This is a genomic window from Shewanella youngdeokensis, assembly GCF_033180165.1.
GTDB classification, from domain to species: Bacteria; Pseudomonadota; Gammaproteobacteria; order Enterobacterales; family Shewanellaceae; genus Shewanella; species Shewanella youngdeokensis.
The window spans coordinates 3,429,441-3,448,422 of the sequence record NZ_CP136522.1 but is presented as its reverse complement, the minus strand read 5'-3'; the positions used below and the strand labels follow the sequence as shown (position 1 = coordinate 3,448,422).

Sequence of the window (18,982 nt, the reverse complement as noted above, 5' to 3'; positions counted from 1 at the left end):
TTGGTTTGTGGCGCGAGTATAGCCATAAGGATAAAAACAAAGACGGTAGGCTCAAAAAAGTCAGGCGTGAAGCCTGACTTGGTTGGTTGTTGAATAGTCACTTTTTCATTAACTATTTATTTAGTATCAGTTAGCTGTGGGTTAGTCGTCACTATCACCTAGCGACAATAAGGTCGCATTACCACCAATGGCTGTAATATTGTTGGTGCGGGTTTTTTCGGTTACAAAGCGGGTTAAGTAATGAGGGCCGCCAGCTTTTGGACCTGTGCCTGATAAACCTTGGCCGCCAAATGGCTGCACACCTACAACTGCGCCAATTTGATTACGGTTGATATACACATTACCGACATTGGCTTTAGCTGCAATTTCAATTGCATGGCCTTCATTGCGGCTATGAATACCGAGCGTAAGGCCAAAACCGGTAGCGTTAATATCCTCGATCACCTTATTGAGATTAGCCGCTTTATAACGAATTACATGCAAAATGGGCCCAAAGTGCTCTTTTTCAAGCATCTTGATAGAGTCAATTTCAACGGCGGTGGGCGTAACAAAGTGACCTTTGTCGGTTGCTGTTGGAAGCTCAACTTGTTTTAGTAATTTGCCTACTTGCTTGATGTGGTCGATATGAGCATAAAGATTGGCTGCTGCGGCGGCGTCAATCACAGGCCCAACATCTGTTTTGACTAAGCTGGGGTCGCCGATGCTGAGCTCGTCCATCGCACCTTGCAGCATGGCGATAACGCGGTCGGCGATATCGGTTTGTAAAAACAATACCCGTAACGCGGAGCAGCGTTGGCCAGCACTGGTAAAAGATGACGCGACTACATCTTTGACCACTTGTTCAGGTTGAGAGGTTGAGTCAACCACCATTGCATTTTGGCCGCCGGTTTCAGCAATCAGTGGAATAATCGCGCCATCGCGCATGGCAAGGGTGCGGTTGATGAGTTTTGCGGTATCGGTTGAGCCGGTAAAGCACACGCCGTCGATGCGCTCATCGGCGGTAATCGTTGCACCAACCGTTGCGCCAGTACCGGGTAAAAACTGTAGCACGTCGGTCGGTATGCCAGCTTCGTGAGCCAATTGTACGGCGCGATAACCGATAAGCGATGTTTGCTCTGCAGGTTTAGCCAGTACCGTGTTGCCAGCGGCGAGCGCGGCGGTTACTTGGCCTAAAAATATTGCCAAAGGGAAGTTCCAAGGGCTAATGCATACAAACACGCCGCGACCTTGCAGGAACAGCTCATTGAGTTCGCCAGTGGGCCCAGGAAGTTGCTCAGGGCTTTGCATTATTTTTTTGGCCTGTACGGCATAATAACGGCAAAAATCAACAGCTTCACGTACCTCGTCAATCCCATCTTGGATGCTTTTCCCGGCTTCGCGGGTGCATAGTGCGATAAGTTCGGCGCTGTGCTCTTCAAGTAAATCCGCTAACCTCAACAGTGCATTGCTGCGAACCTCTACCGACGTTGCGCGCCAGTTGATAAAGGCTGCCTTCGCCCCTGCAAGTGCTTGCTCGATGGCGTCTGCATCGGCAAAAGTCACTTTGCCGACTAGCTGTGCGGTATTAAATGGGCTAACAACTTCGTTGGTTTCACCCTGCAAAGTTTGGCCATTAACAAGCGGGCCTGCAGACCAAGTATAACGGTGAGTTTCGTATTGATAGTGCGCTAGACCAGCGAATAGTGGGGCTGATTGTGACAGTATATCAAGGTTGAGCCCTTGCGAATTTTTCCGCTCAGCCCCAAAGATATTGCTTGGCTGCTCGATTTTGTTATTCGCCATTGTTTTATAGGTTTTAAGCGTTGTTAGTGGGTGCACCACTAGTGACTCAATTGGCGTTTTAGGGTCGACAAGTTTGTGGACAAATGAAGTGTTAGCGCCATTTTCAAGCAAGCGGCGCACAAGGTAAGGTAGTAGATCTTTATGGGCACCGACGGGGGCATATATGCGCACATTTTTAACCCCGCCTTCGGCAAGAAGCGTGTCATAAAGCTCTTCGCCCATACCGTGTAACCGTTGAAACTCGAAATTTCGATCGCCCGCCATGGATGTCACCGTGGCTACTGTTTGGGCATTATGGCTGGCAAATTGTGGGTAAATTGCGCCACGAGTGGCGTCTGAAAGTAGATATTTAGCACAAGCAAGGTACGACACATCAGTACCAGCTTTTCGGGTATAAAGCGGATAACCACCTTCACCTTTTTCTTGTGACCATTTGAGCTCGCTGTCCCAATAAGCGCCCTTAACCAAGCGTAGCGGGATTTCGTCACCTTGAAGCTTAGACAGCTGGGTTAACCAACATAATGTTGGCAGTGCGCGTTTAGAGTAGGCTTGTACCACAATCCCTAGTAGCCCCCAGCCTTTAGCTGCTTCAGATTGATACAGCGTTTGAAATAGCTTGAGTGACAGTTCGAGGCGGTCCATCTCTTCGGCATCAATCGTGATACCAATATTCAGCGAGCGAGCTTGGCTAATCAGTATAATTAGAGTGTCGTATAGCTCGGTTAGCACCCTATCTTCATTGGCAACTTCGTAACGGGGATGTAGCGCTGAGAGCTTTATGGAAATCGTAGGGCGGGGCGCTTCATTTTCGTTGTAGGCTTGTGCTCCAAGTGCCGCAATGGCGACGGAATATTCTTCAAAATACTTTTGCGCATCGTTTTTGGTTAATGCAGCTTCGCCTAGCATATCGTAGCTGTGGGTGTAGCCCTGCTTGCGTTTATCTGCACTGTTTTTAAGTGCTTCTTTTACAGTGCGTCCCAGTACAAATTGTTTACCCATTATTTTCATTGCCGCTAACATCGCTTGGCGGATCACGGGCTCGCCCATTTTATTGACTAGGCGGTTGAGTAAACTGCTGGGTTTGCCAGATGTTTGGTGATCAAGTTTAACGATTTTACCTGTGAGCATTAACCCCCAAGTTGAGGCGTTAACCAGCACTGAGCGACTCTTGCTTAAGTGTTCGTCCCACTTAGCGCCTGCAAGTTTATCTTCAATTAAAGCATCGGCAGTTGCCGCGTCGGGGATACGTAGCAGGGCTTCAGCAAGGCACATTAAAATAATGCCTTCTTGAGTGTCTAAGCTGTATTGCTGCAAAAAAGCATCAATACCGACCATTAGGCCTTTTTTGTCGTACTGGCGTACTTTAGTTACTAATTCTTGAGCTCGCTGGGTAACTCGCGCAATGTCTGTATCACTCGAGGGCAGTATTGATATCAATTCTGACAGGTATTGTTCTTCGTCAACAATGTAGTTATCGCTGATAGTATTGAACAGCACGTTGAGATCGGCGGTGTCGTAATGACCCGTAAGTACTTCGCTTGCTTTGAACATATTAATCACTTCCAGGTTGGCCGTAAGGAATAATGCTGGGTGCAATGAGACGAGTAATTTATTTTGTATACAATCTACTGTCTGTAATTTGTTGAGTATACCTGTAAAAAATGGCGAAAAAAACCACTAAAATTGAGGTGCGACCAGCACTGTAATAACTAATAAATTAGATGCTTAAGTGGTGGTTGGCGAGTAAGGAGAAGGCAAATAAAAAGCCAGTGTTATAGAACACTGGCTAGAGGATATTTTTGCTTTTTGTTAGATTACCAACGGTTTTTTGGCTTACGCTGTGGTCTTGGAAGGTAAACTAAAATGATCCCTAAAATGAGTCCGCCTGCAGCAATAAAGCCGCCTTGCTGCCACATTTCAAAACGTTCATTTTCTTGCATGGTGGCAAGCTTTAACTGTGCAACGTCTCGGTCTTCGCTCGAGCTAGCAAGCTCTTTTTGAACTTTAGCTAGTTGAGCTTTAAGCTGGGTTAGTTCTTGCGCATTGCTATCGGTGGTTGTTAGTGCATTCGCTAACTCAGCTTTTGTTTGTGTTAGCTCAGCTTGTAGGGCGGGTAATTGCTCCCGCAAGCTAACGTCTGGACTAAGTAGTTTAGACAGAACCCAGCCTTCACGACCCTTATGGTCGACTATTTTGCTGTAATCGTCTTGCTGTTCCTCTAGTGAGGTAACTTTTTGGCCTGCTTCGACACTGCCTAAAATACGAAATTGTTTACCTGGCCCACCATGAATGTAGGTAAAAACATCATCTGAGATGTAACTTGTTTGATTTGCCGCAAACAAAGAGGGCGACAGAATTAGCGCTCCCAAAACGGTTAGAATTCTTAACACAAATCTTTTCTCATCCAAGAAATTTACCCAGTATGCTAGGGACTTAAAGGGCTTAATGCAAGTAGCAATCGAGCTGATAAAACGTAAAAAGGGAGCTTGATACACAAAATATCAAACTCCCTCATCGAATCGCTATCTTTTGTGCGCTAATCAGCGCCGTATCTTTAGCTAAAGATACCTTTAATCATGTAGAAGAACATGATTGATAGCGCAGCGCCTGCAGGTAAAGTCACTACCCACGACACAACAATATTACGTACTACGCCAATATTGATAGCGGCAATACCGCGTGCCATTCCCACACCTAACACAGCACCAACTAAGGTTTGTGTAGTTGAAATTGGCAGGCCAGTACCAGAGGCGATAACCACTGTTGATGCGGCTGCAAGTTCAGCGGCAAAACCACGGCTTGGCGTTAGGTGAGTAATGTTCTTACCAATGGTTTTCATTACACGCTGACCAAAAATAGCTAGACCCAATACGATACCAACAGCACCAAGTGGTAAAATCCACCACACTAGCTCAGCTTTACTGCTGATTTCGCCGCCACTGTTAACAATCGATGCTACTGCAGCTAATGGACCAATAGCGTTAGCTACGTCATTTGAACCGTGAGCGAATGCCATACAACATGCCGTAACAACCATTAAGATAGCGAAGACTTTCTCTACGTTACCAAACTGAGTTTGACGGTCTACTTTGTTGTCCATTCTTAGACGTTTAATCGCAATCATGCCACCAACGCCCACAACAACAGCAATTAAAATAGCTAGTGAGTAAGCTTCTAGGTTGCTAAAGTGCAAGCCGATATGCTTTAAGCCTTTTTTAATGGTCACAAGCGCCATTACAAAACCAGCCAGTGCCATATAGAAAGGAACATAGCGTTTAGCATTTTCTAACGGCTTATCCGTGTCGAAAATAAGCTTTTGTACACTTTGGAATATCGTAAAGGCAATAAAGCCCGAAATAGCAGGTGTTACCACCCAAGAACCAACGATACCGCCTACTTTGCCCCATTCAACCGCTTCTGCACCTACACCGACTGCTGCGAAACCAACAATGGCACCAACAATAGAGTGAGTTGTAGAAACTGGCCAGCCCAGTGCTGAAGCAGCAATAAGCCAAAGACCAGCAGCTAACAATGAAGCAATCATACCGTAAACCAGAAGTTCTGGTTGCGCCATAAAGTACGATGAATCGATAATGCCCTTACGAATTGTGCTGGTAACTTCGCCACCGGCTAAATACGCACCTGCAAACTCAAAAATCATAGCGATAATGATCGCTTGCTTAATTGTTATTGCATTTGAACCTACAGAGGTTCCCATTGCATTGGCTACATCATTTGCGCCAATACCCCAAGCCATTAAAAAACCAAATAGCGCCGCCATGCCAACAAGCAATGGGCCGTTGGTGATTAATACATCAACCATGTTATTACCTTGATAATCTTTTGATTAGACGCGAGCTAACATTAGCTCTAGGCGGGAACCGACTCGTTCGGCAAGATCTGCCAAGTCGCCAACCCACTCAATTATCTTGTAGAGGAACATTACATCTACAGGGTTTAATTCAGATTCGATAGCAAATAATTGTTTACGGATCTTAATTTGTAAGTCATCAGTGTCATCTTCAATTGCATCGAGTTCACTGATCATTTTTGCGACCAAATCCACTTCACGGCCTCTAAAACCTGTTTCTAATAGGTCATCAAGTTCGTTAATTGCTTCTTTTGACAGCGAAACTGCATCAACACAGCGCTGTAAATAAGCATTAAAGGAGATTTGGATTGCTTGAGGGACAACGAGCTGACGACCAATAATACGGCCGGAAATGTCCTTCGCCTTGTTAGCGATCTTATCTTGCTGGGTAAGTAGCTCCAGTAAGTCAGTACGTTCGACTGGCATAAACAAACCACCAGGCAGAGTTAAGCGGATTTCACGTTTTAGTGAATCTGCTTCTTGCTCTGCAAAGCTTATTTGCTTGCGCAGTTGAACTGCTTTGTCCCAGTCACCTGAGACAGTCGCGTCGAAAAATGGGACAAGTAATGACGCACAGTCGTATACTTTGTCGATATGCTCTTGAAGAGGCTTAATTGGCGATTTTGCAAACACGCCCAAAATAGAGTTTACTGGCATTGCCGTTTACCTATTTAGGTTAATCCAATATTGGAAAAAGCGGGCGCATGTTAACCCAAGCGGCCGCGTAAGAAAACTGTGTTTTAGTATTTAAATAAACAGTTTTTTATTTTAACGAGTTATATCTTAACTGCAAAGCGAATCCTACGGTGTATATATTACAACAATATTACACTATGTAGAATTAATGACAGAACGATTAATTTTTGATGACAAGGCGAATAGTACTTAGATGGAAGCTGAGATAGAGCTCAAACTTTTCTTTAATGAGAAAGAAATAAAAAACCTTATAAATCTGCTAGATAATGTTAATGGTGCAGATGCTAAAGGGTCTGAAAAACTCACAAATGGGTACTTTGAAACCCCTGAATTAACCTTGCGTCAGTGGGACATGGGGCTGCGTGTTCGCGGTATAAATAACCACCGCGAGCAGACAATTAAGACTGCAGGCCAGGTAATAGGCGGCATTCACTCGCGACCTGAGTTCAATGTTGATATAGATCATGACTTCCCCAAATTAAATTTATTCCCGGATAAAATTTGGCCGCAAGGGGTGGATCTTGAGCTGGTTCAGTCGCAACTGCGTTGTTTGTTTCATACTGATTTTGAGCGGCAAAAGTGGCATATTTTTGTTGAGGACAGCTTAGTTGAGGTTGCTTTGGATGTCGGGCGTATCCATGTTGATGAGCGCTCTGAGCCTATTTGCGAACTAGAGTTTGAGTTACTTGCGGGCGATACTTCGGCATTGTTGGTGTTGGCCAGTACGGTTAGCCAGCAGATCCCTGTGCGGTTGGGCAAAGCCAGTAAAGCGTTGCGTGGCTACCAATTAGCGGCGCAAGCGAGTCCATTTAATTTAGAAGTTTTAGAGTTTATTGCACTCAAGCCAGAGCAAAACTTGACACAGGTCGCGATTAACTTGCTTGAAGTTGGCCTAGATCGCTGGCAGCAGCTAGAAGCCATGATTTTAGATGTCACTATAAATTCACACGAATTACCTATGCTTTGCTATCGCCTAAGAGCTTGTATTCGTCTGTTGAAAAGCACTTTGGCCCAATTTAATTTGCTAGCGACTCGCTTTGAGCAAGATTTTGACCGTATTGAAACTCGACTTAACTTTATTGAAGAGTCCTTAAGTTTGTTTTCGATTGTCGAAAAAGGTGGCGCACTTATTAGCAAATTGCCGATGGCGAGCGCACTGATTGATATTGCAAACGATAAACTTGAACAGTTAGATATTTCTAACCAGTTTGAACAGTTACTTGATGATATCTGTTATGGCAGATTGCAGGTGCACTTGGTCGACCTACTGATGCAAATAACGCAAGGTGTCGTGGTGATTGATAAGTCTTTAGAACTGCAAACTTTTGCAGATACACTGCAAGAAAATTCATGGCAAAAAATCTTAGATGTTATGCCTATTGATGATGATCTCAGCAGTCGAGATTACCTTACAGTTGCTAAGGCGTTAGATGACAGCATGTTTGTGGGGGTGGCATATGGCGAGCTATATTCCGACAAAGCCCGCGATCAATTTAGGGCGCCATGGCAAGATTTAGCAATGGGTATTAGAACCTTAGCTGCATATCGTCAATTAAAAGAAATTAGCGAAATTGCTTATGTTGATATAAGCCAGTGGTTAGAAAATAAAGAGCAAAGCTTGGTACAGGCGATGGAGTTTTCTCGACGTCGAGCTATGCAAAATGAACCCTACTGGCGCTAATTCTTTAGCCTCAGCTGGGTTCGCTAATTGACTAAAATAAGCTCGCGATGACTGCGGGCTTATTTTTTTACATCATTTATTGCTTGCTTTAGCTGTTCAATTTCTTGAAGTAATTGCTGTTGATTAGCTTCCATTCTATTTAGGCTTTGTTGTAAGTCGGCCCTAATTTCTTCGCTATGGGTTTCGAGTTTTTCAGCTTCATCTGGCGCGATAAAAATTGACGCCATATAACCTGATATAACTCCGAAAAAGCTCACGCCACAGATGATTACAACCCCACCAATGATGTGCCCTGCTGTTGTTACTGGGTAAAAGTCACCGTAACCTACGGTTGATATGGTCACTAATGCCCACCAAATGGCGTCTTCAGCGGTTTGTATGTTCGAACCGTCAACGCCATTCTCGACAATTAATACCAGCACCGATGAAAAGGTCAGAATCGTAACCAAAGCGACCAGTAGGCTCGCTAAGGTGGCTTGGCGACGCTGTTTAACCATTGGAACAATCAATGAGCGAGTCATGCGGATTAATCTAATGACACGGAGGATTTGAAACAGGCGTGCCATTCTCAGTGCTTCAATGGCAGGAATGCTGGCAATAAAGTCAATCCAGTGGTGTTGAACATAGCTTTTTTTGCTATCCGCTTTGAACAGTTCGAAAAAAAAGTGCGACATAAAAATAAGACAAATACTGCTATCAACAAAAAACAGTAGACGTCTAGTTTCGCTCTCGAGCTGGCCAAACGTTAGCACTAAAACAACGATGACCGACAGTAATGACAAAAACATCATCGCTAATTGGAACGGAGAGGGAGGTGTGTCAGGTTGTATGAGCCAGCGTTTCTTTGTTGTCATTATACTATCCGTAGTTATCGCTGTGTTCTATTGCAGGTGCGGCGCTATTGGCCAGAACTAAACTGAATTAAGTCATCCAGAACATGTTTTTTAATTTCGAGCTGTTGTGCTGCTGATAGGTTGTATTTTTTTGCCAGTATTGCGTAGTCGTCGGCACTGAGTGATACCGTTAGTCGAGGGCGCTTAGGGCGTTTGGTCACAGTTAACCCGAGGATATCGCGAATTTGATCTGAAGGGCTCACACCGGCATCAAGTGCGGCTTTTCGGATTGAATATTGAAATTTTTCATCCAAATCAAACGCAATTTGGGTTGCTTTGGCGGCTTTTTGATTTTGCTGCCATTGTTCTGGCAACGGGTGTTTTTGCTTGCTCATGCGTAAGGTATTACCTATCGATAGATACTGCTTAATACGTTTATGCTATCACTCATAGCGATAGAAATAAAAAAGGTTCTAATACCAATGGTATTAGAACCTTTTATTTATGCACCAGGCCAGTAATCTCTGATGTCTGACAGCGGGCGATATAACGTGAGCATGATGTCGGTTTCACCGCCGTCATAAACTTCGATATCAATCGCTTTATCTTCATCATCGTCTAGTAGCTGATATGACTCAAAAGCATCACCGGTTGCACCATCGGCATCTTGCGGTGGCTTTTGACCACGATAGTCTTGGCGATGAAAATAACCAAAACCTGCAAAACTTACCTGATGGTATTGCGGCGACAACCACTGTTCAAAGTCAGTTGCTAATGCTGGTGACAATGATTGGGTGGTGAGTTCTGCTTTGCCTGGCTCTTCAAAAATCTGGCTAAATTGGTCTAAATCGAATAGTTGCTCGACTTGACCACGGTTAACCTTAATCGACAAGGCGAGGTAGGTTTCGTCATCTTCATCTAAACCGAGAAAGATGGTGTCGCTACCATGCCCTTTAAGCACCCATTCAGTTTGCTGTTTACGTTCATACTCGTAAGTATTTACGGCTTCAACTCGTAGCTGCTGACCGCGCAATTGCGGCGGCAGGGCAAAGCTGTCATCAAGGGAGATCATGTCTCCCTTATTAAGCTTTGATGGGTGATCGAGTTGACGTTGAGGTGCTTCTTTTTTGCCAAATAGGCTGCTTAGAAATCCCACGTCTTTTTCCTCTAGCCTTTACGGGCTTTAATGCGATCAAGTACTGCGTTTGCGTTAGACTTTTGCTCACCAATACCAGCTTCTGCAAGTTTATCGTGTAGCGCTTTATCGCTGTTTTCTTCTGCTAGCGACTCAGAAGCCTTTAGGCGGTCATCAAAAGACTGTTGACGCGCTTTAATACGCTCTAGTGAGTCTTTAGCGTTCAATAGTTTAGAATTACTACCTGCAAAAGAGTCAGTAATCGTCGCCGTTGCTTTTTGTACGCTTTCAGTGGTTTTAACCATTGTTAGCTGACGTTGGTAATCAGTTACTTGGCGTTCAGTTTTACGTACTAGCTCTTTTAGGCGAGTCGCGTGGGCGCTGAAGCTTTCGTTAGCTGATTGCTGATCACTTAGTTCTTGATCCAGTTCTGAGATTTTCTCTGCTACTTCAAGCGCTAACGCTTCATTGCCTTTTTCAAGAGCTTGAGCAACATAACCTTCGTGCTCAGCAACGGCACGTTTAAGGCGATCAACTTCACGGCTAGCTTGCATCTCTTTTGCCATGACTTCAGTTAAGTCGCGTTTCGCTTTGGTTAGGTGTTTTTCAGCATCACGGATTTCTTGTTCAAAAATACGTGTAGAGTTTGCATCAACAATGCCTTGGCCAACTTCAGTTGCGCCACCACGAAAAGCGGTAAGAATTTTGTTTAGAATGCCCATAATGTGGCTCCTTTAAATTAGGTAATCGGCGAGTTCGTCGATAACTTCGAGACAGTTGTCTGATAGAACTGACAATTCTTGTTCTATCTCTTCATAACTTGATTGTACTGATAGCGCGCCGAAGACCACAAACTTGTCATCAATCTTAGCAAATGATGATAGTGGCATTGCAATGTTGAGTTCTAACATGGTCTCAAACATATGAGCACGACGCTCTTTATTTACTTCATCCTCGCCCCATAAATAACTGATGCAAAGAATTTGGTTGTCCGTTACCGATACGAATACGGGGATCTCTTCTCGGCCAACAATGTTAACCTGCAAGACTTCCACGTCGCCATCAATTGGATAACAATCGAATTGAAAGCCTGTATGGCTTTTGTCGCCAAGTTCATTTAGATGGTTGGCAATGTTGTGGATATTCATATTTGTCCTCATTGACATATTATGTCTGCGATTAAAGATAACACCGAGACATAATATGTCAAGCGCTATCTTTGTAGTGTAAAACTAAATGCTACTGATTTTCTAACCAAGCTTGTTGGTGGTATTGATATAACTGACTCGAGCCTAACGTATTGGCTTTAATGGTGTGTTTATCGTTATAGAAATTGCCCGGGAATGCAAACGCAGCGTGCATTAACTCGGGGGTAAGCCATTGATCATCAATTGGCAATGCTTGTATTTGGCTTAACCTTGCTTTTGCACCTTTGCCGGTTAAGGTCGCAATGGTCCAGCCCCACTCGCCAAAACTTGGTACGTTATGGTGATATTGTTCAACTTTGAAACCCACCGATTCCAACGTATTCGCAACTGATATAAAGGCTTTTGGCGCATGATAAGGCGAGGTTGATTGAACCGTAACCGCCGCATCGCGACTCATTAACTCTTTCAGTTTTAAGTAAAAACTGTCGGAATAGACTTTGTTGAGATCGGGGTGACTCGGATCGGGAAGATCTACGATTATTGCATCGAATTTCTCTTGGGCTTTCAGTAATCGGTCAACACCATTGAATGCGTCGTCATATATAAGGCGAACGCGGGGGTCGTTAAGTGAGTTTTGGTTCAGTGACATTAATACTTGGTGTAAATGCGCTGGCATATCGCTGTCAGCGCTTTTAAATAGCCTAACTAATTCCTCATCTAAATCCATTAGCGTGACATGCTCTGGCTGCCATTTAAGGACTTGAGCCAGCCCCAGGCCATCTCCGCCGCCGATGATGAGAACATTGCTGTGCCGTGCACTGGCCGCAAGTGTTGGATGCACTAGAAACGAGTGGTAGATATGCTCATCGCTGCTAGAAAACTGTAGTCGGCCATTAATATACAAAGAGTGCACTGGACCTAAGCCATTGCCCCTGAGCCGTTCAGTAAAGGTGAGCTGCTGAAAGCGGGTGGCTTTAGCGTAAACCACATTGTCTTTGTACAGTAAATTATTGAAGGTTTGCTCCCAGGCTGGGCCGTGCAATGCCAATAAAACCAGCACGCCGGATGCTGTAAAGTGGCCTGCGAGTAATATTTTTGCATGGCGTATTTTCGGCCAGTAACGCCAGATAAACAAAAAACCTGCCAGTAAATTAAAGCTGGCAGTTAATGCCGCGGCGAGCTGAATATCAATGGCAAGCATAAAGCCGACCCAAATTGCTGCTCCAGCTCCCGCACCGATGTAATCAGCACCATAAATAGTACCGGCATTATGCTGTAAATGCTCATCCGATAACGACTGGCGAACTCGGGCTATTAGCGGGATCTCCATACCGACCATTAACCCCAGCAATACGCCCCAAAAGTACGGTAAGTACTCACTTAGCTGTTGCAAGGTGGCAATAAAGCCACCATTGGGCAGCTGATCGCTTGGTAGCCCAAGTGTTTGGGCGATGATTAACGGCAGTTGTTGGCCAAAACCGATCACGGCAGCAGTGATTAAGATAGCCAAAGATGCGCATAAAGCCACACTGAGCTCTAGGATCGCAAACCCCGTATAGGCGCAGCGAATTTTACGCGCGGCTAGCGCGCCTACGCCCATAGAAACAATCATTAGGCCAATCATGGTGTAAATGGCTGCTTCAAGCGCACCGAGTATGCGGCCTGCATAATGCGACAATAAATACTCGTAAATCAGGCCACAACCGGCAAGTACAGCCATTATGCCTAACAGTAATATGTCGTCAAACCAGCCTAGTTTGGCCGGCTTTATAATTTTTTGGTTTACCGTGTCGCTATGTGAGGTGGTTTGCATGGAGTGTCTATTGGTTTATTGAAGAGATGAGGGAGCGGCGTTTTCCGCTCCCAGTAGCAGGTTCAAGTTACGCCATTAACGCTGCGAGAATAAGTGCAATTGAAATACTAATGGCCATTTCAACGGCGGCAACCCCGACGTTATGCTGCTTCTCAACTTCATTAAATAGGTCGATGTTAGCGAGGACTAACTTTTTAACTATTTTTAGCAGTATAGATAATGATATCAGCATGATAACCGAAAAAACTGACCAGCCGATGAGGTTGGCAATATAGGCTTCAGGGTTAAAAATGATAAAGTGGCTAGCGGCATTAAAGCTAAATGCCATTGCTAACATGTAGCCGCTGTGTCTAATGGCTAATGCGATATGACCCGTTTCCAATGCTGCTTGCATTGAAGCGCCTTGATTGCGATTGGCAAAGTGTTTAGCACGTACTCGAGTTAGTAATACCAGCATGATTTGCGAAATGGCAAACGCGCTGAAAATAGCTATAAAAGTATAAACTGTTAGGTCTTCTGCCCACATTAATACTGAACGAATGATAATTGCGGTCGCGATAGCCGCAGTGGCATCAACGATAGCGACAGAAACATTCCCTTTGATGATGAGCTCATTTTTATCAATTTCATTGAGTGCAACTTTGTCATGTAAAAATCGACCGAGTTTAATCAATATCAACCCAAATAGACCATATGCGCTCATGCCAATAGCTTCGACTAGGTATGATTGTGCGGCCTCACCGGTTATGGCGCCAGTTAGCACAATGCCCAATGCCGCAACAGCACCTGCAGTGCTGATCCCAAAGGCAAAGTTATCATTTTCAGCCAGTTCTACCCGGCTATTAACTTTCACTGTCCAGCCCTGTAAATAGCGCATTAATGTCAGCAGTAATACGGCAATAGTAAGGTCAATTGCCAAAATAATCAGTAGTTCTGGCGTAATGCCATGTTGTTGTAAAAAAGTCATGAGAGTCCCTTAATTATTTGCCTCGGCGAACACCGCGAGTGGTACGACTGCTAGAATTTCGAAAGCTACTGTCTTTAGCGTAATTTGAGCGGAACTTGCTCTTACTACTGGCAGTGCTTCCCATTGAGCTCGCTTTGGGGGTGCTGGTGCTTTGTCTTGATAAGCTGCTAGAACCAGTACGCGACTTAGCGTATGGGCTATCAAACTTTTTACCTTGCGAGTTAAACTGCTTTTTGGTGCGTTCAAAGGTTTTAGTTTGTGCCTTCGCTTGCTTAGGCGAAGTATAGCGGTAGCGACCAACGTCATTGTAATAACTGTAATTACGGCGGCTTGACCAACGGTCATAACCAATCGGGCCACGGGTTAAGTTAGAGAACATGGAGTACATGCCATACCATGCCCAAAATGAGGTACCACCCGAACCATTTTGCCAGTTGCCATAGGCTGGATTACCTACCAGTTGACTACCAGCGCCAAAATCTTCCGCCCCATTGGCTAGTGCGGCAGCTTCGCGACTAATTGAGTTCACTCGTGCCAGAGCTCCGTCAGACATGTCGGCTACAACATTGAGCGGGTCTGACAGCATATCGTTAAATAGGCTGGGATCTGCCGCTTGATAGAGATTTTCAACCTCTGCGAGCTGCTGGTCAAGGTCAACAAAATTTGCTGCGTTTTGTGCTTCTGCTAGCCTGCGCTTAAGCGAGGTAAACATCGGCCCACGAGCAGTGGCGTCTGTTGCCAACTCATTGAGCAGCGGTGCTAAATCAGGTTTTTGCTTAATTAAAACCTGAGTATATTGCTGCAATAAGTTAGCATTGCGCACTTGGCCGTCACTAAGCATTGTGCTTAAGGTATCTAAGCGTTGCTGAGTTAGCTGTTGATACTTGGTTATTTTCTCTGGCCGCTCATCCCCGCAACCTGCGAGTGACAATGCCAATATAACGGTGAGAACACGAATTAGCATTCCTGCCATGCTTTCTCCAAAATTCAGTTTAAGTGATGCTTTAGTCATCGCTGCCATTAGGTTTGTTTCCCATTTTGATCATACTTTAGTACATAAGATGAATTTTTATGCGCTGAAATATTTAAAATTGTGTGAGAAACGTCCTTGCTGTACTGCAATTGCTACTGCTTTGGGTATATTATTCGGTATTAGAGCACAAAAATACAATGATTGATGTTTCAACGGTCTATAAGCGTTAACTCGCGCATAGGGGGCATCAGCACAAAATTGCTCATTCCATTTTTATCGTATTATTGACATATTATGTCGTTAATGGCAATTATTTAGGGATTATTATGCACGCGGCGTTACTGGGTAAAAGAACTATTTCCACTCAAATGGCTGCAAATGCTGACAACTATTGGCAACGTTTAAGCGAAACCTCCCCAGCAATACTGTCCAGCTTGTCTGATGCACAGCAACAAGAATTAAAAGCAATTATCGGGCTGAGTGATTTTGTCGCGACCCAGCTTAGCCGATATCCACAATGGATAGCACCGCTTTTTGAGCAAGAACTCAATCACCTTGAACGCAAGCATTTTGCCTCTCAGTTGCAGCAGCTATTAGCAAAAGTTGACGATGAAGAACAGTGCAAACAAGTGTTACGCCAGTACCGTAATCGCCAAATGGTGTGCATTGCTTGGCGAGATTTTATGGGGTATGCACCATTAGAACAGTCACTGCTTGACTTATCTGCATTGGCTGAAGCCCTCGTTATAGCTGGTCGAGACTGGCTTTATGACGAAATGTGCGCCGCGCTAGGTACGCCCACCAGTGCTGATGGTATCGCCCAAAAGTTGTTGGTTATTGGCATGGGGAAACTTGGTGGTCGTGAGCTTAATTTCTCATCGGATATTGATCTAGTGTTCACGTTTCCTGAGCATGGTGAAACGGTTGGTGGTCGGCGTTCAATCGAAAATCAGCAGTTCTTTATCCGCATGGGGCAACGTTTAGTTAATTTATTGCATCAAATGACCGTTGATGGCTTTGTTTACCGTGTTGATATGCGCTTACGGCCATATGGCGAAAGCGGGCCATTAGTGGTCAGCTTTAGTGGCCTTGAAGATTATTATCAAGAACAAGGACGAGACTGGGAACGCTACGCGATGGTAAAAGCGCGTGCATTAGGGCCATGGACTGCGGCGTCTGATGAGTTACACAATTTGCTTCGACCGTTTGTATATCGACGTTATTTGGACTTTTCGGCAATTGAGTCACTACGAAAAATGAAAGGCCTTATCACTCAAGAAGTGCGTCGCAGAAAACTGACTGACAACATTAAATTGGGGCAGGGTGGTATTCGTGAAGTTGAGTTTGTGGTGCAAAGTTTTCAGCTTATTCGTGGCGGGCGAGAACCGTCATTAAGGCAACAGAGTCTATTTGCGGCAATCGAGACCCTTTACCAGCTAGGTCAGATTGAATATTTAGCACTTGGAGAGCTTAAAGATAGTTACCTGTTGCTACGCCGAGTGGAAAACTTACTGCAAGCGATTAATGATGAACAAACCCAAACACTACCGACCAATGAGCTAGACTGGCAGCGATTATGCTGGGCGTTAGATGCAGACAATGAGATGGATATTCGCCAGCAAATTGAGTCTGCCATGGGCCGTATTCATAGTCACTTTAAAGAAACTGTGGGCGGTAATGATCAAGATGATAAAAACGAAACCTGGGCACAGCAGTTATGGAATGCTTATGAAGAAGAACATGCAGTCGCAATTTTAACTGAACAAGGTGTTGAACTGCAGCTTTGGCCTATTTTAAATGTATGGCATGAAACAGTGGTGCGCAGAACCATTGGTCCACGAGGTCGACAAACGCTGGATAGATTGATGCCAAAATTATTGTGCGATCTCTCTGCGCACTCACAGCCGACCAAGGCATTTACGCCAGTCTCTAAAGTACTAGACCAGATTTTAACCCGTACGACTTATCTTGAATTATTATGCGAAAACCCCGGTGCGCGGCAGCAGTTAATTAGCCTTTGTTGTGCCAGCCCATGGATTGCAGAGCAGTTAGCCAACTTTCCGATGTTATTGGATGAGTTAATTGATCCGTCGCAACTGTATGACACCACATCGCTCGATGATTACGGCAGTGAGTTAAGGCAATACTTATTGCGAGTACCTGAAGAGGACATGGAGCAGCAAATGGAGGCGCTGCGCCAATTTAAATTGTCACAACAGTTAAAAATAGCAGCAGCGGATGTTACCGGAGTGCTACCTGTAATGCAGGTAAGTGAGCACTTAACCTTGTTAGCGGAGGCCATTATCGAGCAGGTTGTGCAACATGCTTGGTTACAGATAAGTGCTCGCCATGGTGTACCTGAGGGCATTAACGCCGACGAAATGGGCTTTGCAGTGGTTGGATACGGCAAAGCGGGTGGCTTAGAGCTTGGTTATGGTTCTGATCTAGATTTAGTGTTTTTGCATAACGGTAAACAAGGCAAGCTCACTAATGGTAAACGCTCGATTGATGTTGGGCACTTTTATCTAAAGCTGGCACAACGCATTTTACACCTATTTTCGACCCGCACTTCATCGGGCGAACTATACGAAGTTGATATGCGTTTACGCCCCTCTGGCGCTTCGGGGTTACTGGTCAGTGAAATAGAAAACTTTGGCGATTATCAGCGTAAAGAAGCGTGGACATGGGAGCATCAAGCATTGGTTCGAGCGCGGTTCATGTTTGGTGATAACGCTCTGTTAAGCCAATTTAATATGATAAGGGCTGAAGTGCTAGAGTCGAGTCGAGACAGCGTGGAGTTGGCGCACAATGTTCATAAAATGCGGCTAAAAATGCGAGAGCATTTGCTTAAGGCCCGTGATGGCATGTTCGATTTGAAACAGAGTCCTGGCGGGATTGCCGATATTGAATTTATAGCGCAATATCTAGTGCTCGCCAATGCGCATCAATATAAAGTGCTTGCGTTTTGGTCTGATAATGCACGGATTTTTGAACAACTCGCCGAGCTAGGCCTGATTGCCATGGCTGATGCGCAATCATTAATGCAAGCATACTGGTATCTTCGGGATGAAAACCACCGATTAAGCCTGCAGCAAGTTGATGCGATTTTACCTTATGCTGATGTACAGCTACATGCTGATAAAGTTGTCAGCATTTACCAACAAATTCTTACCTAAGCTTTAAATGCACTAACGCTGAGATGAAGTTCTTACACTAAAGCGGTGTCACGTGGTGGCACCGTTTTTTTATGCATTTTGCGTTGCAAGTTAATAATACGGTAAACATGAGAGTGGCTTTTTATTCGTTAAGTTTGGTTATGTTACTGAAAATAAGCAGTTAATAATGTTGGCGTGTTCTATGCAATATCTACATAAACAGTGATGATTCAGCTTATGTAGGAAGCCCAATATGAAAAGCCAAACGCAATCAACCGTTACTAATCTGGCTCGTTCAAACACGACGTTCGCCATGCTTAAGCCGTCAGACTTGCGGTTTTGTAAATGGGTGACATATTCATTTTTGCTGTTATGCAGCATATTTGTCACCAGTGCGAAGGCAAACGAGCAACCGTTAAAACCTTTGCTATTGAATGTTCAAAGCTCAACAGTGTTAGTCATTGTTGATGATACAGTGCAAGATCTCGAAGGGTTGCTTAATTCACTACAAGCCGAAGTGCATGTATTAGTGCTTGATGCGAGCGAAGAGCCATTTGCACAAATTAATCAAGCATTAACTACCGAGGCTAATTATATTGGGGTGGTGATGGTGGCGTCATCGGCAAGTGGTGCATTTTATCTTGGTGGACGTTGGATTGATAAACCCTATTTAGTTGAGCATCGCCAGAGCGTACGTCAATTTGGGGCGTATTTTGGCAGTGGCAGTCATTTTATGATCTTAACATCTGACAGCATTGTGAACCCGAAAGGTGAGCATTTAATAAAGCTGATGACTCGACTTACCGAACTTGATATTAGTACTTACGGCAGCATGGATCATCAGTTTGCCCCTGTACAGTACAGCGTTAGCTATTTTTAATTTAACAGAACCTGAATAGGATACGATTTGTATCAAACTTTACCTTTT

At 44.6% G+C, this 18,982-nt stretch carries 15 protein-coding genes; 3 read left to right on the top strand and 12 right to left on the bottom strand.

Annotated features, from left to right (window positions below; all coding sequences use genetic code 11):
• Positions 1-141 precede the first annotated feature (141 nt).
• From putA to RGE70_RS14780, 4 genes are all read right to left on the bottom strand, one after another.
• The gene (gene putA / locus RGE70_RS14795) at positions 142-3,333 is read right to left on the bottom strand and encodes a bifunctional proline dehydrogenase/L-glutamate gamma-semialdehyde dehydrogenase PutA (RefSeq protein ID WP_310472215.1); all 3,192 of its coding nucleotides are present in this window, start codon (positions 3,331-3,333) and stop codon (positions 142-144) included.
• 263 nt (positions 3,334-3,596) lie between these two features.
• Positions 3,597-4,172 carry a TIGR04211 family SH3 domain-containing protein gene (locus RGE70_RS14790; RefSeq protein ID WP_310472214.1) on the bottom strand — a complete coding sequence of 192 codons (576 nt, stop codon included), beginning with the start codon at positions 4,170-4,172 and terminating at the stop codon, positions 3,597-3,599.
• A gap of 164 nt (positions 4,173-4,336) precedes the next feature.
• Positions 4,337-5,605 carry an inorganic phosphate transporter gene (locus RGE70_RS14785; RefSeq protein WP_310472213.1) on the bottom strand — a complete coding sequence of 423 codons (1,269 nt, stop codon included), beginning with the start codon at positions 5,603-5,605 and terminating at the stop codon, positions 4,337-4,339.
• A 24-nt stretch (positions 5,606-5,629) separates the two neighbouring features.
• The gene (locus RGE70_RS14780; protein ID WP_310472212.1) at positions 5,630-6,310 is read right to left on the bottom strand and encodes a TIGR00153 family protein; all 681 of its coding nucleotides are present in this window, start codon (positions 6,308-6,310) and stop codon (positions 5,630-5,632) included.
• 232 nt (positions 6,311-6,542) lie between these two features.
• Between RGE70_RS14780 and RGE70_RS14775 the strand changes: the two genes are divergently transcribed.
• On the top strand, positions 6,543-8,030 hold the full coding sequence (locus tag RGE70_RS14775) for a CYTH domain-containing protein (RefSeq protein WP_310472211.1): 1,488 nt from the start codon (positions 6,543-6,545) through the stop codon (positions 8,028-8,030).
• Between the two features lie 59 nt (positions 8,031-8,089).
• On the opposite strand, the gene RGE70_RS14770 is transcribed toward RGE70_RS14775, so the two are convergent.
• The 8 genes from RGE70_RS14770 to RGE70_RS14735 form a co-directional block, all read right to left on the bottom strand.
• The gene (locus tag RGE70_RS14770) at positions 8,090-8,884 is read right to left on the bottom strand and encodes a potassium channel family protein (protein ID WP_310472210.1); all 795 of its coding nucleotides are present in this window, start codon (positions 8,882-8,884) and stop codon (positions 8,090-8,092) included.
• A 44-nt stretch (positions 8,885-8,928) separates the two neighbouring features.
• Positions 8,929-9,258: a hypothetical protein gene (locus tag RGE70_RS14765; RefSeq protein ID WP_310472209.1), complete on the bottom strand. Its 330-nt coding sequence runs from the start codon at positions 9,256-9,258 to the stop codon at positions 8,929-8,931.
• A 107-nt stretch (positions 9,259-9,365) separates the two neighbouring features.
• Positions 9,366-10,019 (bottom strand): hypothetical protein, encoded by a 654-nt coding sequence (locus tag RGE70_RS14760; RefSeq protein ID WP_310472208.1) that lies wholly within the window; start codon positions 10,017-10,019, stop codon positions 9,366-9,368.
• Positions 10,020-10,030: 11 nt separating this feature from the next.
• Positions 10,031-10,720, bottom strand: coding sequence for a PspA/IM30 family protein (locus tag RGE70_RS14755; protein WP_310472207.1), 690 nt, complete (start codon positions 10,718-10,720; stop codon positions 10,031-10,033).
• Between the two features lie 12 nt (positions 10,721-10,732).
• Positions 10,733-11,146 carry a YjfI family protein gene (locus tag RGE70_RS14750; protein WP_310472206.1) on the bottom strand — a complete coding sequence of 138 codons (414 nt, stop codon included), beginning with the start codon at positions 11,144-11,146 and terminating at the stop codon, positions 10,733-10,735.
• Between the two features lie 91 nt (positions 11,147-11,237).
• Positions 11,238-12,959 (bottom strand): polyamine aminopropyltransferase, encoded by a 1,722-nt coding sequence (locus tag RGE70_RS14745; protein ID WP_310472205.1) that lies wholly within the window; start codon positions 12,957-12,959, stop codon positions 11,238-11,240.
• A 67-nt stretch (positions 12,960-13,026) separates the two neighbouring features.
• Complete coding sequence (locus RGE70_RS14740) at positions 13,027-13,926, bottom strand: DUF350 domain-containing protein (RefSeq protein WP_310472204.1); 900 nt, start codon at positions 13,924-13,926, stop codon at positions 13,027-13,029.
• A gap of 13 nt (positions 13,927-13,939) precedes the next feature.
• Positions 13,940-14,899, bottom strand: a complete 960-nt coding sequence (locus tag RGE70_RS14735) for a hypothetical protein (RefSeq protein WP_310472203.1) — start codon at positions 14,897-14,899, stop codon at positions 13,940-13,942.
• Positions 14,900-15,267: 368 nt separating this feature from the next.
• Here RGE70_RS14735 and glnE point away from each other — a divergent pair, with 368 nt between their 5' ends.
• Complete coding sequence (gene glnE / locus RGE70_RS14730; RefSeq protein ID WP_375087953.1) at positions 15,268-18,075, top strand: bifunctional [glutamate--ammonia ligase]-adenylyl-L-tyrosine phosphorylase/[glutamate--ammonia-ligase] adenylyltransferase; 2,808 nt, start codon at positions 15,268-15,270, stop codon at positions 18,073-18,075.
• Between the two features lie 232 nt (positions 18,076-18,307).
• On the top strand, positions 18,308-18,934 hold the full coding sequence (locus RGE70_RS14725; protein ID WP_310472201.1) for a DUF4347 domain-containing protein: 627 nt from the start codon (positions 18,308-18,310) through the stop codon (positions 18,932-18,934).
• Positions 18,935-18,982 lie beyond the last annotated feature (48 nt).

Coding starts and splice junctions, on each gene's coding strand:
- RGE70_RS14780 (WP_310472212.1), bottom strand. CDS start 6,310: ATGCCAGTAAACTCTATTTTGGGCGTGTTTGCAAAATCGCCAATTAAG.
- RGE70_RS14750 (WP_310472206.1), bottom strand. CDS start 11,146: ATGAATATCCACAACATTGCCAACCATCTAAATGAACTTGGCGACAAA.
- RGE70_RS14740 (WP_310472204.1), bottom strand. CDS start 13,926: ATGACTTTTTTACAACAACATGGCATTACGCCAGAACTACTGATTATT.
- RGE70_RS14735 (WP_310472203.1), bottom strand. CDS start 14,899: ATGGCAGGAATGCTAATTCGTGTTCTCACCGTTATATTGGCATTGTCA.
- RGE70_RS14770 (WP_310472210.1), bottom strand. CDS start 8,884: ATGACAACAAAGAAACGCTGGCTCATACAACCTGACACACCTCCCTCT.
- putA (WP_310472215.1), bottom strand. CDS start 3,333: ATGTTCAAAGCAAGCGAAGTACTTACGGGTCATTACGACACCGCCGAT.
- RGE70_RS14765 (WP_310472209.1), bottom strand. CDS start 9,258: ATGAGCAAGCAAAAACACCCGTTGCCAGAACAATGGCAGCAAAATCAA.
- glnE (WP_375087953.1), top strand. CDS start 15,268: ATGGCTGCAAATGCTGACAACTATTGGCAACGTTTAAGCGAAACCTCC.
- RGE70_RS14755 (WP_310472207.1), bottom strand. CDS start 10,720: ATGGGCATTCTAAACAAAATTCTTACCGCTTTTCGTGGTGGCGCAACT.
- RGE70_RS14785 (WP_310472213.1), bottom strand. CDS start 5,605: ATGGTTGATGTATTAATCACCAACGGCCCATTGCTTGTTGGCATGGCG.
- RGE70_RS14775 (WP_310472211.1), top strand. CDS start 6,543: ATGGAAGCTGAGATAGAGCTCAAACTTTTCTTTAATGAGAAAGAAATA.
- RGE70_RS14745 (WP_310472205.1), bottom strand. CDS start 12,959: ATGCAAACCACCTCACATAGCGACACGGTAAACCAAAAAATTATAAAG.
- RGE70_RS14725 (WP_310472201.1), top strand. CDS start 18,308: ATGAAAAGCCAAACGCAATCAACCGTTACTAATCTGGCTCGTTCAAAC.